Below are 13,616 nucleotides of genomic sequence, written 5' to 3'. Positions count from 1 at the left end.
CGTCAGCCGATCTGGCTCAGCAGTTTCTCGAGCGCGGCCAGTCGCTGCTGGACCTCGCCGAGTTCGTCGCGGACGCCCTTGAGCGCGGCTGCGGTGGCCTGGGCGCTGTCGGTGCCGCGTTCGGCGAGGGAGCGGTAGCTCTCCTCGCGGGCTGCCGCGTAGCGGGCGCGGTAGATGCCGGTCGTGATGAGGCCGGCGACAGTGACCGCCGCGAGGACGATCGCCGTCACGGCGAGGGTGGAGGTCTGCGCCACGTCCAGTGCCAGTTGGGGGGTCATCGCTCACGTCTCCTTGTCTGTGGTGCCGGTCAGACTCTGTGCGGCCAGCACGATCGCGGTCAGGTCCAGGGCGAGGGTGAACGGCACGGCCTGGACGTATTTCACCGAGCTGCCGTCGGGCGCGGTGACCAGTTCGCCGGTCACCAGGCCGGCGGCTTCCAGCTTTTGCAGGTGCATGTAGAGCAGGGGTCGGTTCATGTGCAGTTGGCGTGCGAGGTCGCTGACGTAGGTGCGCTGCTGCGCCAGGGCGGCGAGGATTCGTAGCCGGTGTGGGCTGGCCAGCGCGGCCAGCAGTGGTACGAGTTCGTCACCGGTGGGCAAGGTGTCGCTCATCGTCGTTCCCTCTCCGCCCAGCACCCTGTCAGGTTTCTCTGACAGGTGGTGTCACAGAAGTCTGACAGGGGTGGCGTGGGGGTGTCAACGCTGTGGAGCGTCGTCGTGCGAACGTGCGGTGGTCTCCCCCGCTGGCAGCGCCGGCGACGGCCGGGGTCTTCGGGCGCGTGGTCCGCGTACCGCCTCGGAAAGGAGGGTCAGCCGCGGCGGCTGGGTGAGTCGAAGCGGCCGGCGCGGATCTCGCGCAGGGCCCGAAGGAGGGTCAGCCGCGGCGGCTGGGTGAGTCGAAGCGGCCGGCGCGGATCTCGCGCAGGGCCCGGCGGCGGACGTCGCCGCGCAGGGTGTCGACGTAGAGGGTGCCGCGCAGGTGGTCGGTCTCGTGTTGCAGGGCGCGGGCGAGGAATCCGCTGCCGCTGATGGTCAACGGTTCGCCGTGCTGGTCGACGCCGTGGGCGGTGGCGTGCAGGGCCCGCACGGTCGGGAAGTACAGCCCGGGGATGGACAGGCAGCCCTCCTCGTCGTCCTGCGTCTCGTCGGACAACTCGAGGGTGGGGTTGATGAGGTGGCCGCGGTGGCCGTCGGCGTCGTAGACGAACACCTGGGCGTCGACGCCGATCTGGGGCGCGGCGACACCGGCGCGGCCGGGCTCACCGAGCAGGGTGTCCATCAGGTCGGTGACCAGGGCGCGCAGCTCGGCGTCGAAGGTGGTGACCGGCGCGCACTCGGTGCGCAGGACGGGGTCGCCGATGATCCGGATGGGCCGCATGGTCATGCCGGTCAGCCTATCGCCGCCGGTGGTGGTGTCAGTGTCCGGCCAGGGCGGCGCGTACCGGTGCGGTCTTCGCAGCGGCCTCGGCGACCTCGGCGGTGGGGTCGCTGTCCCAGGTGATGCCGCCGCCCGCCCAGGTGTGCAGGGCGTGGCCGGCGGCGGCGGCGGTGCGGATGGTCAGCCCGAGGTCGATGCGGCCGAGCGCGACCCAGCCGAGGGCGCCCATGCTGGCGCCCCGGCCGACGGGTTCGGCGGCGGCGATGTGGGTGAGGGCGGCGAGTTTCGGCGCCCCGGTGACGGAGCCGCCGGGGCAGGTGGCGCGGAGCAGGTCGGCGAGGCCGAGGCCGTCGGCGGCCCGCGCGCGGACGGTGGACTCGGCCTGCCACAGGTCGCACCAGCGGCGCACGGCGAACAGATCGTCGACGGTGACGGTGCCGGTGCGGGCGATCCGGGCCAGGTCGTTGCGTTCCAGGTCGACGATCATGATGTGCTCGGCGCGTTCCTTGGCGCTGGTGAGCAGTTCGACGCGGCCGGTGGCGGTGGCGGGACGGGTGCCCTTGATGGGCCGGGTGATGAGGTGCCCGTCGTGCACCTCGACGAGGGTTTCCGGGGAGGCACAGCCGATGGCCCAGCCGTCGCCGGTCAGGACGCCGCCGTAGCGAGCGCCGGGTAGCGCGCCAAGTCGACGCAGGGCCGGCAGTGGGTCACCCGTGTAGGGGGCGGCGGCGTGCCCGACGAGGTTGCTCTGGTAGACGTCGCCGCGGCCGATGGCGGCGCGGACGGCCTCCACGGCGGCGGCGTGCTGCGCGGGTGTCCAACTCTCGGTCCACGGGCCGAGCCACCACGGTGTGGCCGGGTCGGTGGGGGCGACGCGGGCGGGTCCGTGGTGGTAGACGACGACGGCGAGGTCGGGCAGGGCCGGCGCCGGCTCCGGCGCGCCGACCGGGGCGCCGGCGAGCAGCGCGCCGGCGGCGGCGGACAGGTAGAGCGCCGCGCCGCAGGCGCCGCCGTCCGGGTGGGCGGGCGCGGGTCGGCTCAGGTCGGACAGGTCCAGGCCGTGCCCGGCCAGGAACTCCTGGGCGAGGGCGGCGGGGTCGCCGCCGTCGGTGCGGCGCCACTGCAGGCGGGCCCGTTCGACGAGGGTGTCGCGGCATCCGGGCGGTGCGGCCGGCACATCGACCAGCACCTGTGGGAGCGGTTCCACGCCGTATGGTCCGATCTTCCTCATCCGTTCAGTGGATTTCCCGTGCGCCAACCCGACACCTGCTCGATGCTGGACACTTTCGCTTGGTACTGTGCGTCACTGGTCATGTGAACCATGACACAGTGCCCCCACAGTCCGGAGAACCCGATGTGCCAGCACCAACCGACCTGCCCCTCTGCTGAAGCCACCGACCGGGAAGCCGCCCGGGTCCTCGCCTGCTTCCCTGAGCAGGGCTGGAGCCTGCTCTGCAATGGTGTCATCGTCTTCGAGGACACCGGCGAGCTGCTCCCCGACGGCAGCAGCATCGCACCCCACCGCGGTCCCGCCCGCCACGCTCTCGTGGCCTGAACGACCACCCAGCGTCACCACACCGAGGCGCTGCCCATCCGCGCAGCGGCTGCCGGGACGGGCCGAAACCGCCCGCCCCGGCGTGCCCCACGTCAGTCCTCGAACGCCTCCGGCGACGGGCACGAGCAGACCAGGTTCCGGTCGCCGTACGCGCCGTCGATCCGCCGCACCGGCGGCCAGTACTTCCCGGCCCGGTCCACGCCCGCCGGGTACGCGCCCACCGACCGCGGGTACGGGTGCGGCCACTCGTCACCGCTGACCATCGCCGCGGTGTGCGGCGCGTTCGCCAGGGGGTTGTCCCCCGCCGGCCACTGCCCCGAGCCGACCTGCTCGATCTCCGCACGAATGGCGATCATCGCGTCGCAGAACCGGTCCAGCTCGGCCAGGTCCTCGCTCTCGGTCGGCTCCACCATCAGCGTCCCCGCGACGGGGAACGACATCGTCGGCGCGTGGAAGCCGTAGTCGATGAGCCGCTTCGCCACGTCGTCCACGCTCACGCCGGTCGCCTTCGTCAACGGACGCAGGTCGAGGATGCACTCGTGCGCGACCAGGCCCTTGTTGCCCGTGTACAGCACCGGGTAGTGCTCACGCAGCCGCGCCGCCACGTAGTTCGCCGCGAGGACCGCCACGCCGGTGGCCCGGGTCAGCCCCTCGGCGCCCATCATCCGCAGGTACGCCCACGGGATCGGCAGGATGCCCGCCGACCCGTACTTCGCCGCCGAGATCGCCGGCGTGGCGTCGACGTGCGCGCCGAGAGGGTCGCCGGGCAGGAACGGCGCCAGGTGCGCGCGGACCGCCACCGGGCCGACGCCGGGGCCGCCGCCGCCGTGCGGGATGCAGAACGTCTTGTGCAGGTTCAGGTGCGACACGTCCGCGCCGAACTTGCCGGGCTTGGCGTACCCGACGAGCGCGTTGAGGTTCGCCCCGTCGACGTACACCTGACCGCCGGCGTCGTGGACCTTCGCGCACAGCGACGCGATGCCCGTCTCGTACACGCCGTGCGTCGACGGGTACGTCACCATGATCGCGGCGAGCGCGTCCCGGTGCTTGTCGATCTTCGCGTCGAGGTCGACGAGGTCGACGTTGCCGTCGTCGTCGCAGGCCACCACGACGACCCGCATGCCGGCCATCACCGCGCTGGCCGCGTTCGTGCCGTGCGCCGACGACGGGATCAGGCACACGTCGCGGTGCGACTCGCCCCGCGACGCGTGGTACGAGCGGATCGCCAGCAGCCCGGCCAGCTCACCCTGCGACCCGGCGTTCGGTTGCACGCTGACCGCGTCGTAGCCGGTCACCTCGGCCAGCCACGACTCCACCTGGCCGATCATCTCCCGGTACCCGACGGTCTGGTCGTCCGGCGCGAACGGGTGGAGGTTTGCGAACTCCGCCCAGCTGACCGGCTCCATCTCGGTGGTCGCGTTCAGCTTCATCGTGCACGAACCGAGGGGGATCATGCCCCGGTCCAGGGCGTAGTCGAAGTCCGACAGCCGCCGCAGGTAGCGCAGCATCGCCGTCTCCGAGTGGTGGCTGCGGAACACCGGGTGGGTCAGGAAGTCGGTCGTCCGGGCCAGGTCGCCGGGCAGGGCCGCGTCGGCGGCACCGTCGAACGCGGGCACCCCGAACGCCGCCCACACCTGCCGCAGGTGCGCGTCGGTGGTCGTCTCGTCGCAGGACATCCCCACCCGGTCGGCGTCGACGAGGCGCAGGTTCACACCCCGCTGCGCCGCCGCCGCGACGACCCGCGCCGCGCCGCCCGGCACGGTCGCGGTGACGGTGTCGAAGAACGCGACGTCCGCGACGTCCACGCCCCCGGCGCGCAGGCCGGCCGCGAGCCGCGCCGCCATGGCGTGGGTACGCGCCGCGATGTCCCGCAGCCCGTCCGGGCCGTGGTACACGGCGTACATGCCGGCCATCACCGCCAGCAGCACCTGCGCGGTGCAGATGTTGCTGGTGGCCTTCTCCCGCCGGATGTGCTGCTCGCGGGTCTGCAACGCCAGCCGGTACGCCGGGTTGCCGTCCGCGTCACGGGACACCCCGACCAGGCGCCCGGGCAGCATCCGCTCCAGACCCGCGCGCACCGCCAGGTAACCGGCGTGCGGCCCACCGAAGCCCATGGGTACGCCGAACCGCTGGGTGGTGCCGGCGGCGATGTCCGCGCCGATCTCCCCCGGCGCCCGCAGCAACGTCAACGCCAGCAGGTCCGCCGCGACGGTCACCAGCGCACCCGCCGCGTGTGCCGCCGTCACCAGGGCGGAATGGTCACGAACCGCACCGGACGCCCCCGGGTACTGCAGGTGCAGGCCGAAGAACTCGGCCGGCAACTCGTCGCGCGCGACGTCGACGACCCGCACGTCGATGCCGAGCGGCACCGCCCGGCTGGTGATCACCGCGATGGTCTGCGGCAGGGCGTCGGCGTCGACGACGTACACGCTGCTCTTGCTCTTGGACGCGCGACGCGCAAGGGTCATCGCCTCCGCCGCGGCGGTGCCCTCGTCGAGCATCGAGGCGTTCGCGGTGGCCAAACCGGTCAGGTCGGTCACCATGGTCTGGAAGTTCAGCAGCGCCTCCAGGCGCCCCTGGCTGATCTCCGGCTGGTACGGCGTGTACGCCGTGTACCAGGCCGGGTCCTCCAGGACGTTACGGCGGATCACCGCCGGGGTGTGCGTACCGTGGTACCCCAGGCCGATCATGGACACGGCGACGGTGTTGCGGGCCGCCAGGGCCCGCAGCTCGGCGATGGCCTCGGCCTCGGTGGCCGCCGCCGGCAGGTCGAGGGTGCCGTGCCAGCGGATCACCTCGGGGATCGCGGCATCCATCAGCTCGTCGATGCATTCGTGGCCGACGACCTCCAACATGCGGCGCTCGTCGTCGGGGCCGGGGCCGATGTGACGGGTGGCGAACTGCTCTAGGGACATCAGGGGCGCTCCCGGGCGAGGTCGACGGGTCGGCCTCCCCCTCTGTCACACCCCACGGGGCGCTCCACAGTGCCTGCCCACGAGGTCCTTTTGCCTGAGAGGTTCCGGGGAGGATTTGCCCCTTCGGCGCCGCCCGAACTGCCGGGCGGTCTCTCCCACGTGGGTGGTACCGGCATGGTCAACGCTACCAGCGCCGGTGTTTCCGGCAGATGTCCTACCCGGGGACGACTGTCACACCGGCACCGCCGCCGCGCCGCTGACCCGCTCGGCGAGCGCCGGCAGCACCTCCCCCAGCGGCGCGTCGACGCGCACGGTGGCGTACCCGTCACCCCGGGTCGGCCCCTGGTTGACGATCGCCACCGCAATGCCCTGCTTCGCGGCCCGGATCACGAACCGGCGGCCCGACATGACGGTCAACGACGACCCGAGCACCACCACCGCCCGGGCCTGCTCCACCAGCGCGAAACACCGCGCCACCCGCTGCGGCGGCACCGTCTCGCCGAAGAACACCACGTCCGGTTTCAGCATCCCCGTCCCACAGATCCCGCAGTCCACCGGCCGGAACTGCGCCACCTGCTCATCGGGGAGATCAACATCACCGTCCGGGTTGACCGCGGCCACCCGGGCCACGAAGTCCGGGTTCGCCTCGCGCAGCCGCCGGTCCACCTCCTCGCGGGAGGTCAGGTTGCCACAGTCCAGGCAGGTCACCTCGTCCAGGCGACCGTGCAACTCCACCACCCGGTCACTGCCCGCCGCGCCGTGCAACCCGTCCACGTTCTGCGTGATCACCGCGTCGACCAGGCCGGCGTCCTGCAACCGGGCCACCGCCCGATGCCCCGCGTTCGGCGTCGCCCGCGCGATCAACCGCCACCCCAGGTGGCTACGCGCCCAGTACCGCCGCCGGGCGACGGGGTCACGGGTGAACGCCTGGTACGTCATCGGGGTGTGCCGCCGGGCCACCCCGGAGGGCCCCCGATAGTCCGGGATGCCCGACTCGGTGGACAGGCCCGCCCCGCTGAGCACGACCACCTGACCACCGGCCACCAACTCGGCCAGCTCCTGCACACTCGTCGTCACCCCTTCATGCTGCCTCAGCCCACCCCCCGACGCCGAACACCCGCGGGGTGGCGATGCCTCCCGACAGTGCCAGCGGCGGCGGCGAGGGTGGTGCGCGGATTCTGTGGAGCTGATGTCGTCAGCGAATCAGACGGTCACGACCGACCTTCGCCCCGCGCCCGCTGCGTGCGCCGCGCCGCCGCACACCACCGCGCCGATCTTGCACTTTCTGTTGTCGATATAGGTCGTATGCCCAATACGTCGCCGCAGAAAGTGCAAGATCGGCGGGGCAGGAGGGCGGCGGCGAGGCGGCTAGCGGTGCAAAGGCGCCAGCGGCTGCCCAGGTCGGGGTACGACGGGCCTGCTGGTCTCCCCGGTCCGTGGCTCCCGCGGTACAGCCTCACATCGCTGGCGAGTCGGCCATGGGCCGCGGCGCAGCCAGACACGGCTGACGATGTCGTAGACGAGTCAGCTCCAAAGGAAGCCAGGGGCACACGGCCCACCGTCGCGGCCGCCCGTCCGACAGCGGCGAGCTACACCGCGACCCACGCCGACGCCGCCGGTAGGTTGGGCACATGCGTGTCGTCATCGCCGGAGGCCACGGCAAGATCGCCCTGCTCGTCGAGCGGCACCTCGCCGAGCGCGGCGACACCGCCGTCGGCCTGATCCGCAACCCCGACCAGGTCGACGACCTGCGTGCCGTCGGCGCCACCGCCGTCGTCTGCGACCTGGAACACGCCGATGTCGACGAGGTCGCCGCGCACCTGCACGACGCCGACGCGGTCATCTTCGCCGCCGGCGCCGGACCCGGCAGCGGCGCCGCCCGCAAGGACACCGTCGACCGGGCCGCCGCCGCGCTGCTCGCCGACGCCGCCACCCGCGCCGGCGTGCACCGCTACCTGCTGGTCTCCTCGATGGGCGTGGACCGGCCACCCGCCGCCGGCACCGACGACGTGTGGGCCGCCTACCTGCGCGCCAAACGCGCCGCCGAAGACGACCTGCGCGCCCGCGACCTGGCCTGGACGATCCTGCGGCCCGGCCGCCTCACCGACGACGAACCCACCGGCCACGTCACCCTCACCGCACACGCCGGCCGGGGTGCCATCAGCCGCGCCGACGTCGCCCTGGTCCTCGCTGCGCTCCTGGACGAACCCCGCACCGCCGGCGCGACCCTGGAACTCGTCGACGGACCCACCCCGATCGCCGCCGCGGTCCACGCCGCCGCCACCTGACCCACCACCGGGGTGCGGCCCCACCGTCGAGGGCCCCACCCCGGTGGCTGTTCAGCGCTGGTGGTGACGCGGCAACGCCGTCTGCGCCGCCGCACCGCCCACGAACGGTGCCCCCGGCGTCTCCTGCGCGATCCGGTCCATCGTGCGCGCCAACTGCTCACTGCCGTCGTCGAGATGCCGCGCCGCCGCCTGCATGTGCGACACCATCATCTCGCCGAAGATCCGCAACGCCTCCCGGGTCGCCACCGTGTCGTCGAAGCTCGACCCGGCCGAACTGCGGTACTCCGCCACCGCCCGCTCAGCCTCCTGCTTCGCCTCCTCCGCCGCCGCCCGCATGTAGCTCTCGTACTGCACCCGGGCGTACTCCGCGACCCGCCGCGCGTAGTCGTGCGCCTGCGCGATGATCTGCTCGGCCTCGCGCTGCGCCGCCGACAGCAGGTTCACCTCCTTGGCCGCCGGCACCTTCGCCGCCGCCCCCGCGCTCGGGATCACCCCGTGGCGGTGCAACTCCACCCGATCGGTCAGCCGCTCGTTCTCCGCCCGCAGATGCGCGATCTGCGTCGCCAACAGATCCAACTCGTCGGCGACCTGCACCCGGAACCGATCCACGTCCGCGTGGTCGTAGCCCCGCCGCGCGAACGGCGCCGTACCGAACTCCCACCGCCGAACCCGGTCGGAGGTCATCCGCACCTGCACACCACCGGAGACCTGAATCCCGTCGTACCGGCTGATCGGGCTCGCGCTCACTGGTCACCCCCTGCACTCGACTGCTGGACCGCCGTACGCCACGCCGGGCCGTACCACTGCTTGCCCAGACCCTCGTGATGCACCTGACCGTCGTGGAAACCCGCCCGCGCCAACGTCTGCGCCGCGTGCGACACCATCTCGTCCGACCCGCACACGTACACGTGCCGCGAACGCCAGTCACCGTCGGCCAACGCCCGGTCCACCGCGTGCACGAACTCACCCGGCCGGTTCGCGTCCGCGCCCACCACGTACGTCACCGTCAGCCACGGAAACGACGACGCCATCTTGTCGATCGCGTCGCTGTCGTAGAACTCGCTGCGCGACCGCGCACCCACGTACAGGTCCACCCGACGACGGGAACCCTCCGCGGCGATCTGCTCCACCAACGCCTTCATCGGCGCCCAACCCGTGCCCGACGTCAATACCAACAGGTCACTGGAGCCCGCCGACCACAACGACAACCGCTCCCCGACCGGCGCGGCCAGGTTGATGCGGTCCCCCACCGCCGAGCCGTACACCAGCCGCGACGACACCGCGCCACCCGGCGCGGCCCGCACATGCAACTCCAACGTGCCGTCCGCACGCGGCGCGTTCGCCGGCGAGTAGTACCGCCACGACCGCACCGCCGGATGCGACACCCCGATCGACTGACCCGGGGTGAACGGCAACAGATACTGCGGACGCACCGTCAACACCGCCACGTCGAACGCCCGCCGCTCGTGGGCGACGATCTCCGCCACCCACCACGGCGGGTTCACCGCCTCCGCGGCCTGCGCGGCCTCCGTCATCACCTGCGCGATCAACCCGTACGCGGCCGCCCAGTCCTGGGCCAGCTCGTCGGTCCACTGCTCGGCCAGGAAATGCTGCAACGTCGCCAACAGCGCCTCACCGACCGCCGGGTAGTGCTCGGCGCGCACCGCGAACTTACGGTGATCCGCGCCCAGGTCCTGGAGGAAACCCACCAGCCGATCCACCTGGTCCACATGCGACACGATGTGGCCCAACGCGGTGACCAGACGATCCCGCTGCCCCGCCATGTTCGTCGGGAACATCTGCCGCGTCTCGGGATGGGCCAGGAACAACGTCGAATAGAAGTAGAGCGGCACCTCGTCGCCGTGCGCGGCGACGAGGGACCAGCTCTGCTTGAGTCGGGCCGCGTCCACGCTCAGACGCCCGGACGCTCTCCGGTGGACACCACCTGGTCCTGCACCTGACCCAGCACTGTGCGCACGTGCTCCAGGACGTCGGCCGGCACACCCAACTCGGTCAGCGTCGTGACCAGGTGCACGCCCACCTTCGCGTAGTGCTCGGCTGGAATGCCCAACGGCTGGTGCGCCTCGGCCAGACCGCGACCCGCGTACTCGTTCGGGCCGCCCAACACCACCGTCAACATCAACGCCAGGTGCCGACGCTGGGTCGGCATGTCCACAGTGGCGAAATAGCCCGCCAACTCGGGATCGGCGAGGACCTTGTCGTAGAACAGCTCGACGGCCGCCTTCACCGAACTCGCGCCGCCGATGCGGTCGTAATGCGAGGCGGCAGCGGTCTCTTCCGTAACCGTCACGGTCGTTCCTTCCGGGGTGAAAGGTCGCGCGCGCGGTGACGCGCAGGGGCTAGGGCCACCGACGCGACACCCGCGTGCCACGGGCACCACGGCGGGGACCGTGACGGACCATAGCGTGCCCGCGACGTCCGGTCAGGGCCCCCCTATCCGATTCCCGACAACTGGTGGACACGGATCGTCACCAGAACCCATCCCAGAATCCACCCACGGCAACCGGCACACCACAGATCGTGCCCACGATGGATTCATCGAACGGGGAACGGTCACCCGACCTCGATTGCCCTGACCCACAGTCACCGAACGGGCGTGTCCAAAAAAGTCACCCGCACCGACGGACCGCGCACCCACCGACGCGCAGCGCTACTCAACCCGCGCGCCGCCGCGCCCGCCGCGCCGCCAACTCGTCACCCACCGGATCCGACGAGGAATCCACCACCGGTTCCGCCGGGCCGCTCGCCGCCGGCTCCGCCGGCAGATGCGACAACGACCCCTGAATCTCCTTGAACGCCCCACCGATAGCGATCCCGAACACGCCCTGCCCACCCTGCAACAGGTCGACCACCTCCTCCGGGGACCGGCACTCATACACCGTCGTCCCGTCAGAGATCAGCGTGATCCCCGCCAGATCCTCCACACCACGCGACCGCAACGCCTCGATCGCCTTGCGGATGTTCTGCAGGGACACCCCCGCATCCAACAACCGCTTCACGACCTTCAACACCACCAGATCGCGGAACGAATACAACCGCTGCGTCCCCGAACCCGACGCGTCCCGAACGCTCGGCACCACCAACGTCGTCCGCGCCCAGTAATCCAACTGCCGATAACTGATGCCCACCGCGTGGCACGCCGTCACACCTCGGTAGCCCACCGAGCCGTCACCGTCAGTCGCCACACCCGGCGACGACGCACCCGGCTCGTTCACCCGTGTACCCGGATCGGAATCCTGCGGCTCGTGCATCCGGACAACCTCCCCGTCAGTGCGGCGACGCATCGTGTCCTCCGACGCGCACCCCTCGACACGGCAACCCTAACGCCACACTCAGGGGTTACCGCGGAGGAACCGACGCGACACGCCGCGCAGCCACCGAGAAAGATCACCAACCACGTACCGACGTCACCCACCGTGACGCCAGCCGGGAACCCGAACCACTCAGCCCGCGAAGTCCTCCGGACGCACCTGCTCCAGGAACTCGCGGAACTTCTCCACCTCATCCTCCTGCTCGTCAGGGATAACGATCCCCGCCTCGCTGAGGACCTGCTCGGCACAACGAATCGGCGCACCAACCCGCAACGCCAACGCGATCGAATCGCTCGGCCGCGCCGACACCCGCACCCCGTCACCGATCAACAAATCGGCGTAGAACACGTTCTCCTTGAGCTCGGTGATCTCCACCGCCTGCAACGGCGCCTGCAACGCCGCCAGCACATCCCGCAAAAGATCATGCGTCAACGGCCGGGCCGGCTTGACCCCCTGCTGCTCATAAGCGATAGCCGTGGCCTCGACCGCACCGATCCAGATCGGCAGATAGCGGTCGCCCTCGACCTCCCTGAGCAGGACGATCGGCTGGTTGCTGGGCAGCTCCACCCGAACTCCGACCACGCTCAGCTCGCGCACCGCCGCCTCCGTGTCGTCGTCAACCTACGCACCGCGCCCTTCCCTGCACGGTACACGGACCGCAACACGGCCGTCCCATGCGCTACAGCACCACGCCCGCGCCAGAAAGGGGTTACCCCGGCAAGCCTACGGCACGCTTCCGAGAAGAGATCTTTCCGCTCCGCCGCCACCTGCCGGGCACCTCACCGACCCAACGTCGACCGCAAACCCACCCGCACCAACGCCGCATGCAACTGCTCCGACAACGCCACCAACTCCCGCGCCGTCTCCGCCGCCCGCGCCCGCGCCGCCGGATCACTCTGCCGCGCCAACGGCGCCACCAACTGCGCGAACAACCCGACCTCACGATCGGCCGCCGTCCGATAACCCCGCAGATGCCGCGGCTCCAACCCGTACGCCGCCAGACCCGCCACCGCCGACGCGATGATCAACGCATCCGCGTCATACCACCCCGGCGGATCCGACACCAGCACACCGAGCCGCTCCAACTCCCCGAGCGTCGACTCGTCGATCCCACTCCGGGCCACCAACTCAGCCCGGCCGAGCCGCACCTGCGACGACTCGGCCGGCTCCGCCGACTCCCGACCCGGCACCGCACCATCAGGCCCCACCGCCACCAACGCCGGCCGCGACCGCTCCGGCTGCTCACCGGACGAATCCCACTCGGCCAACTGCTCACGGATCACCCGCAACGGCAGGTACCTGTCCCGCTGCGCGGTCAACACGAACCGCAACCGCGCCACATCGTCCCAGCTGTACTTCCGGTAACCCGCCGCCGTCCGCTGCGGCTCGACCAGCCCCTCGGCCTCGAGGAACCGCAACTTCGAAATGGTGGTGTCCGGGAAATCCACCCGCAACTGACCCAGCACCTCACCGATGCTCATCAGCGGCTGGGACCGGGCCGCCCCGGGTGGCGTGGAGGCCGCAGGCTCGTTCACCCCCGGCCGGCCTCCTCCTCCGGGCGCGGACCGGCGATGAACACCACCCGGAACTTACCGATCTGAACCTCGTCACCATTGCTCAACGTGGCCGCCTCGACCCGCTCACGATTCACGTACGTGCCATTCAGGCTACCCACGTCCCGCACCGTGAACGTCCCACCATCACGGTGGAACTCCGCGTGCCGACGCGACACCGTCACGTCATCGAGGAAGATGTCACTGTCCGGATGCCGGCCACTGGTCGTCACATCATGGTCCAACAGGAACCGGGCGCCCGCATTCGGGCCGCGACGAACCACCAGCAGCGCCATACCCGGCGGCAACGAACCGGACATCCGGCTCGGCACCACATCGGTGTCCGGCCCCTCCAGCACTTCGTCGAGCGAGCCGAGATTGAGCGTCGAAGTGACGTCGAGCGGGGGGAACTCGTCGTCTGGCCGCGTCATGGGACCACCTCACGGATCTGTTCGGTCGGCGTCGGGTAATGGCGGGTCTGGCCGCCGGGCACTCCAACACCCGGCGGCTGGCTCCCCGTGCCCGGGAAGGCAATTCCGCAACGCACAACTAATGGGTTCTTCTCGGTCGACTGGGCGAGCCTAGCCAGCGCCGAA

15 protein-coding genes and 1 riboswitch are annotated in these 13,616 nt (G+C 71.1%); of the genes, 2 read left to right on the top strand and 13 right to left on the bottom strand.

From position 1 onward, the window contains the following. Nucleotides 1-2: 2 nt before the first annotated feature. The 4 genes from ACN263_RS14325 to ACN263_RS14310 all read right to left on the bottom strand — a co-directional run bounded on the left by ACN263_RS14325 (nt 3) and on the right by ACN263_RS14310 (nt 2,635). Complete coding sequence (locus ACN263_RS14325; protein WP_422740295.1) at nt 3-278, bottom strand: hypothetical protein; 276 nt, start codon at nt 276-278, stop codon at nt 3-5. A 3-nt stretch (nt 279-281) separates the two neighbouring features. After that, nucleotides 282-611 carry an ArsR/SmtB family transcription factor gene (locus tag ACN263_RS14320; protein WP_422740294.1) on the bottom strand — a complete coding sequence of 110 codons (330 nt, stop codon included), beginning with the start codon at nt 609-611 and terminating at the stop codon, nt 282-284. 262 nt (nt 612-873) lie between these two features. Next, entirely contained in the window at nt 874-1,383 is a 510-nt protein-coding gene (gene def / locus ACN263_RS14315; protein ID WP_422740293.1) for a peptide deformylase, read from the bottom strand. Nucleotides 1,384-1,414: 31 nt separating this feature from the next. Then, entirely contained in the window at nt 1,415-2,635 is a 1,221-nt protein-coding gene (locus ACN263_RS14310) for a chorismate-binding protein (protein ID WP_422740292.1), read from the bottom strand. A 96-nt stretch (nt 2,636-2,731) separates the two neighbouring features. Between ACN263_RS14310 and ACN263_RS14305 the strand changes: the two genes are divergently transcribed. After that, a complete protein-coding gene (locus ACN263_RS14305; protein ID WP_089000314.1) occupies nt 2,732-2,932 on the top strand; it encodes a DUF5999 family protein in 201 nt (66 codons plus the stop codon). 92 nt (nt 2,933-3,024) lie between these two features. Here ACN263_RS14305 and gcvP read toward each other — a convergent pair whose 3' ends face one another. Then, the gene (gene gcvP / locus ACN263_RS14300; RefSeq protein WP_422740291.1) at nt 3,025-5,847 is read right to left on the bottom strand and encodes an aminomethyl-transferring glycine dehydrogenase; all 2,823 of its coding nucleotides are present in this window, start codon (nt 5,845-5,847) and stop codon (nt 3,025-3,027) included. Between the two features lie 72 nt (nt 5,848-5,919). Next, nucleotides 5,920-6,015: riboswitch (glycine riboswitch) on the bottom strand. Nucleotides 6,016-6,078: 63 nt separating this feature from the next. Then, nucleotides 6,079-6,924 carry an NAD-dependent protein deacetylase gene (locus tag ACN263_RS14295; protein ID WP_422740290.1) on the bottom strand — a complete coding sequence of 282 codons (846 nt, stop codon included), beginning with the start codon at nt 6,922-6,924 and terminating at the stop codon, nt 6,079-6,081. 554 nt (nt 6,925-7,478) lie between these two features. Between ACN263_RS14295 and ACN263_RS14290 the strand changes: the two genes are divergently transcribed. After that, nucleotides 7,479-8,135: an NAD(P)-binding oxidoreductase gene (locus tag ACN263_RS14290; protein ID WP_422740289.1), complete on the top strand. Its 657-nt coding sequence runs from the start codon at nt 7,479-7,481 to the stop codon at nt 8,133-8,135. Between the two features lie 51 nt (nt 8,136-8,186). Here ACN263_RS14290 and ACN263_RS14285 read toward each other — a convergent pair whose 3' ends face one another. The 7 genes from ACN263_RS14285 to odhI all read right to left on the bottom strand — a co-directional run bounded on the left by ACN263_RS14285 (nt 8,187) and on the right by odhI (nt 13,451). Beyond that, entirely contained in the window at nt 8,187-8,882 is a 696-nt protein-coding gene (locus ACN263_RS14285; RefSeq protein ID WP_422740288.1) for a DivIVA domain-containing protein, read from the bottom strand. After that, nucleotides 8,879-10,045, bottom strand: a complete 1,167-nt coding sequence (locus ACN263_RS14280) for a globin domain-containing protein (RefSeq protein WP_422740287.1) — start codon at nt 10,043-10,045, stop codon at nt 8,879-8,881. Before ACN263_RS14280 ends, ACN263_RS14285 begins: the two co-directional genes overlap by 4 nt. A gap of 2 nt (nt 10,046-10,047) precedes the next feature. Next, nucleotides 10,048-10,446 (bottom strand): group I truncated hemoglobin, encoded by a 399-nt coding sequence (locus ACN263_RS14275; RefSeq protein WP_422740286.1) that lies wholly within the window; start codon nt 10,444-10,446, stop codon nt 10,048-10,050. Nucleotides 10,447-10,810: 364 nt separating this feature from the next. Further along, the gene (locus tag ACN263_RS14270) at nt 10,811-11,407 is read right to left on the bottom strand and encodes a MerR family transcriptional regulator (RefSeq protein ID WP_422740285.1); all 597 of its coding nucleotides are present in this window, start codon (nt 11,405-11,407) and stop codon (nt 10,811-10,813) included. A 192-nt stretch (nt 11,408-11,599) separates the two neighbouring features. After that, nucleotides 11,600-12,064 (bottom strand): bifunctional nuclease family protein, encoded by a 465-nt coding sequence (locus ACN263_RS14265; protein ID WP_007460347.1) that lies wholly within the window; start codon nt 12,062-12,064, stop codon nt 11,600-11,602. A gap of 182 nt (nt 12,065-12,246) precedes the next feature. Next, nucleotides 12,247-12,948 carry a MerR family transcriptional regulator gene (locus ACN263_RS14260; RefSeq protein ID WP_422740709.1) on the bottom strand — a complete coding sequence of 234 codons (702 nt, stop codon included), beginning with the start codon at nt 12,946-12,948 and terminating at the stop codon, nt 12,247-12,249. A gap of 50 nt (nt 12,949-12,998) precedes the next feature. Next, the gene (odhI, locus tag ACN263_RS14255) at nt 12,999-13,451 is read right to left on the bottom strand and encodes an oxoglutarate dehydrogenase inhibitor Odhl (protein WP_007071101.1); all 453 of its coding nucleotides are present in this window, start codon (nt 13,449-13,451) and stop codon (nt 12,999-13,001) included. Nucleotides 13,452-13,616 lie beyond the last annotated feature (165 nt).

Source organism: Micromonospora sp. WMMD729 (assembly GCF_049315225.1).
In the GTDB taxonomy this organism is placed as follows: Bacteria; Actinomycetota; Actinomycetes; order Mycobacteriales; family Micromonosporaceae; genus Micromonospora.
This window is presented reverse-complemented; position numbering and strand designations above follow the sequence as displayed.

Bases quoted from the DNA above. Each gene is read 5' to 3' on its own strand.
- ACN263_RS14325 (WP_422740295.1), bottom strand. From the start codon at position 278: ATGACCCCCCAACTGGCACTGGACGTGGCGCAGACCTCCACCCTCGCC.
- ACN263_RS14320 (WP_422740294.1), bottom strand. From the start codon at position 611: ATGAGCGACACCTTGCCCACCGGTGACGAACTCGTACCACTGCTGGCC.
- def (WP_422740293.1), bottom strand. From the start codon at position 1,383: ATGACCATGCGGCCCATCCGGATCATCGGCGACCCCGTCCTGCGCACC.
- ACN263_RS14305 (WP_089000314.1), top strand. From the start codon at position 2,732: ATGTGCCAGCACCAACCGACCTGCCCCTCTGCTGAAGCCACCGACCGG.
- gcvP (WP_422740291.1), bottom strand. From the start codon at position 5,847: ATGTCCCTAGAGCAGTTCGCCACCCGTCACATCGGCCCCGGCCCCGAC.
- ACN263_RS14290 (WP_422740289.1), top strand. From the start codon at position 7,479: ATGCGTGTCGTCATCGCCGGAGGCCACGGCAAGATCGCCCTGCTCGTC.
- ACN263_RS14270 (WP_422740285.1), bottom strand. From the start codon at position 11,407: ATGCACGAGCCGCAGGATTCCGATCCGGGTACACGGGTGAACGAGCCG.
- ACN263_RS14260 (WP_422740709.1), bottom strand. From the start codon at position 12,948: ATGAGCATCGGTGAGGTGCTGGGTCAGTTGCGGGTGGATTTCCCGGAC.
- odhI (WP_007071101.1), bottom strand. From the start codon at position 13,451: ATGACGCGGCCAGACGACGAGTTCCCCCCGCTCGACGTCACTTCGACG.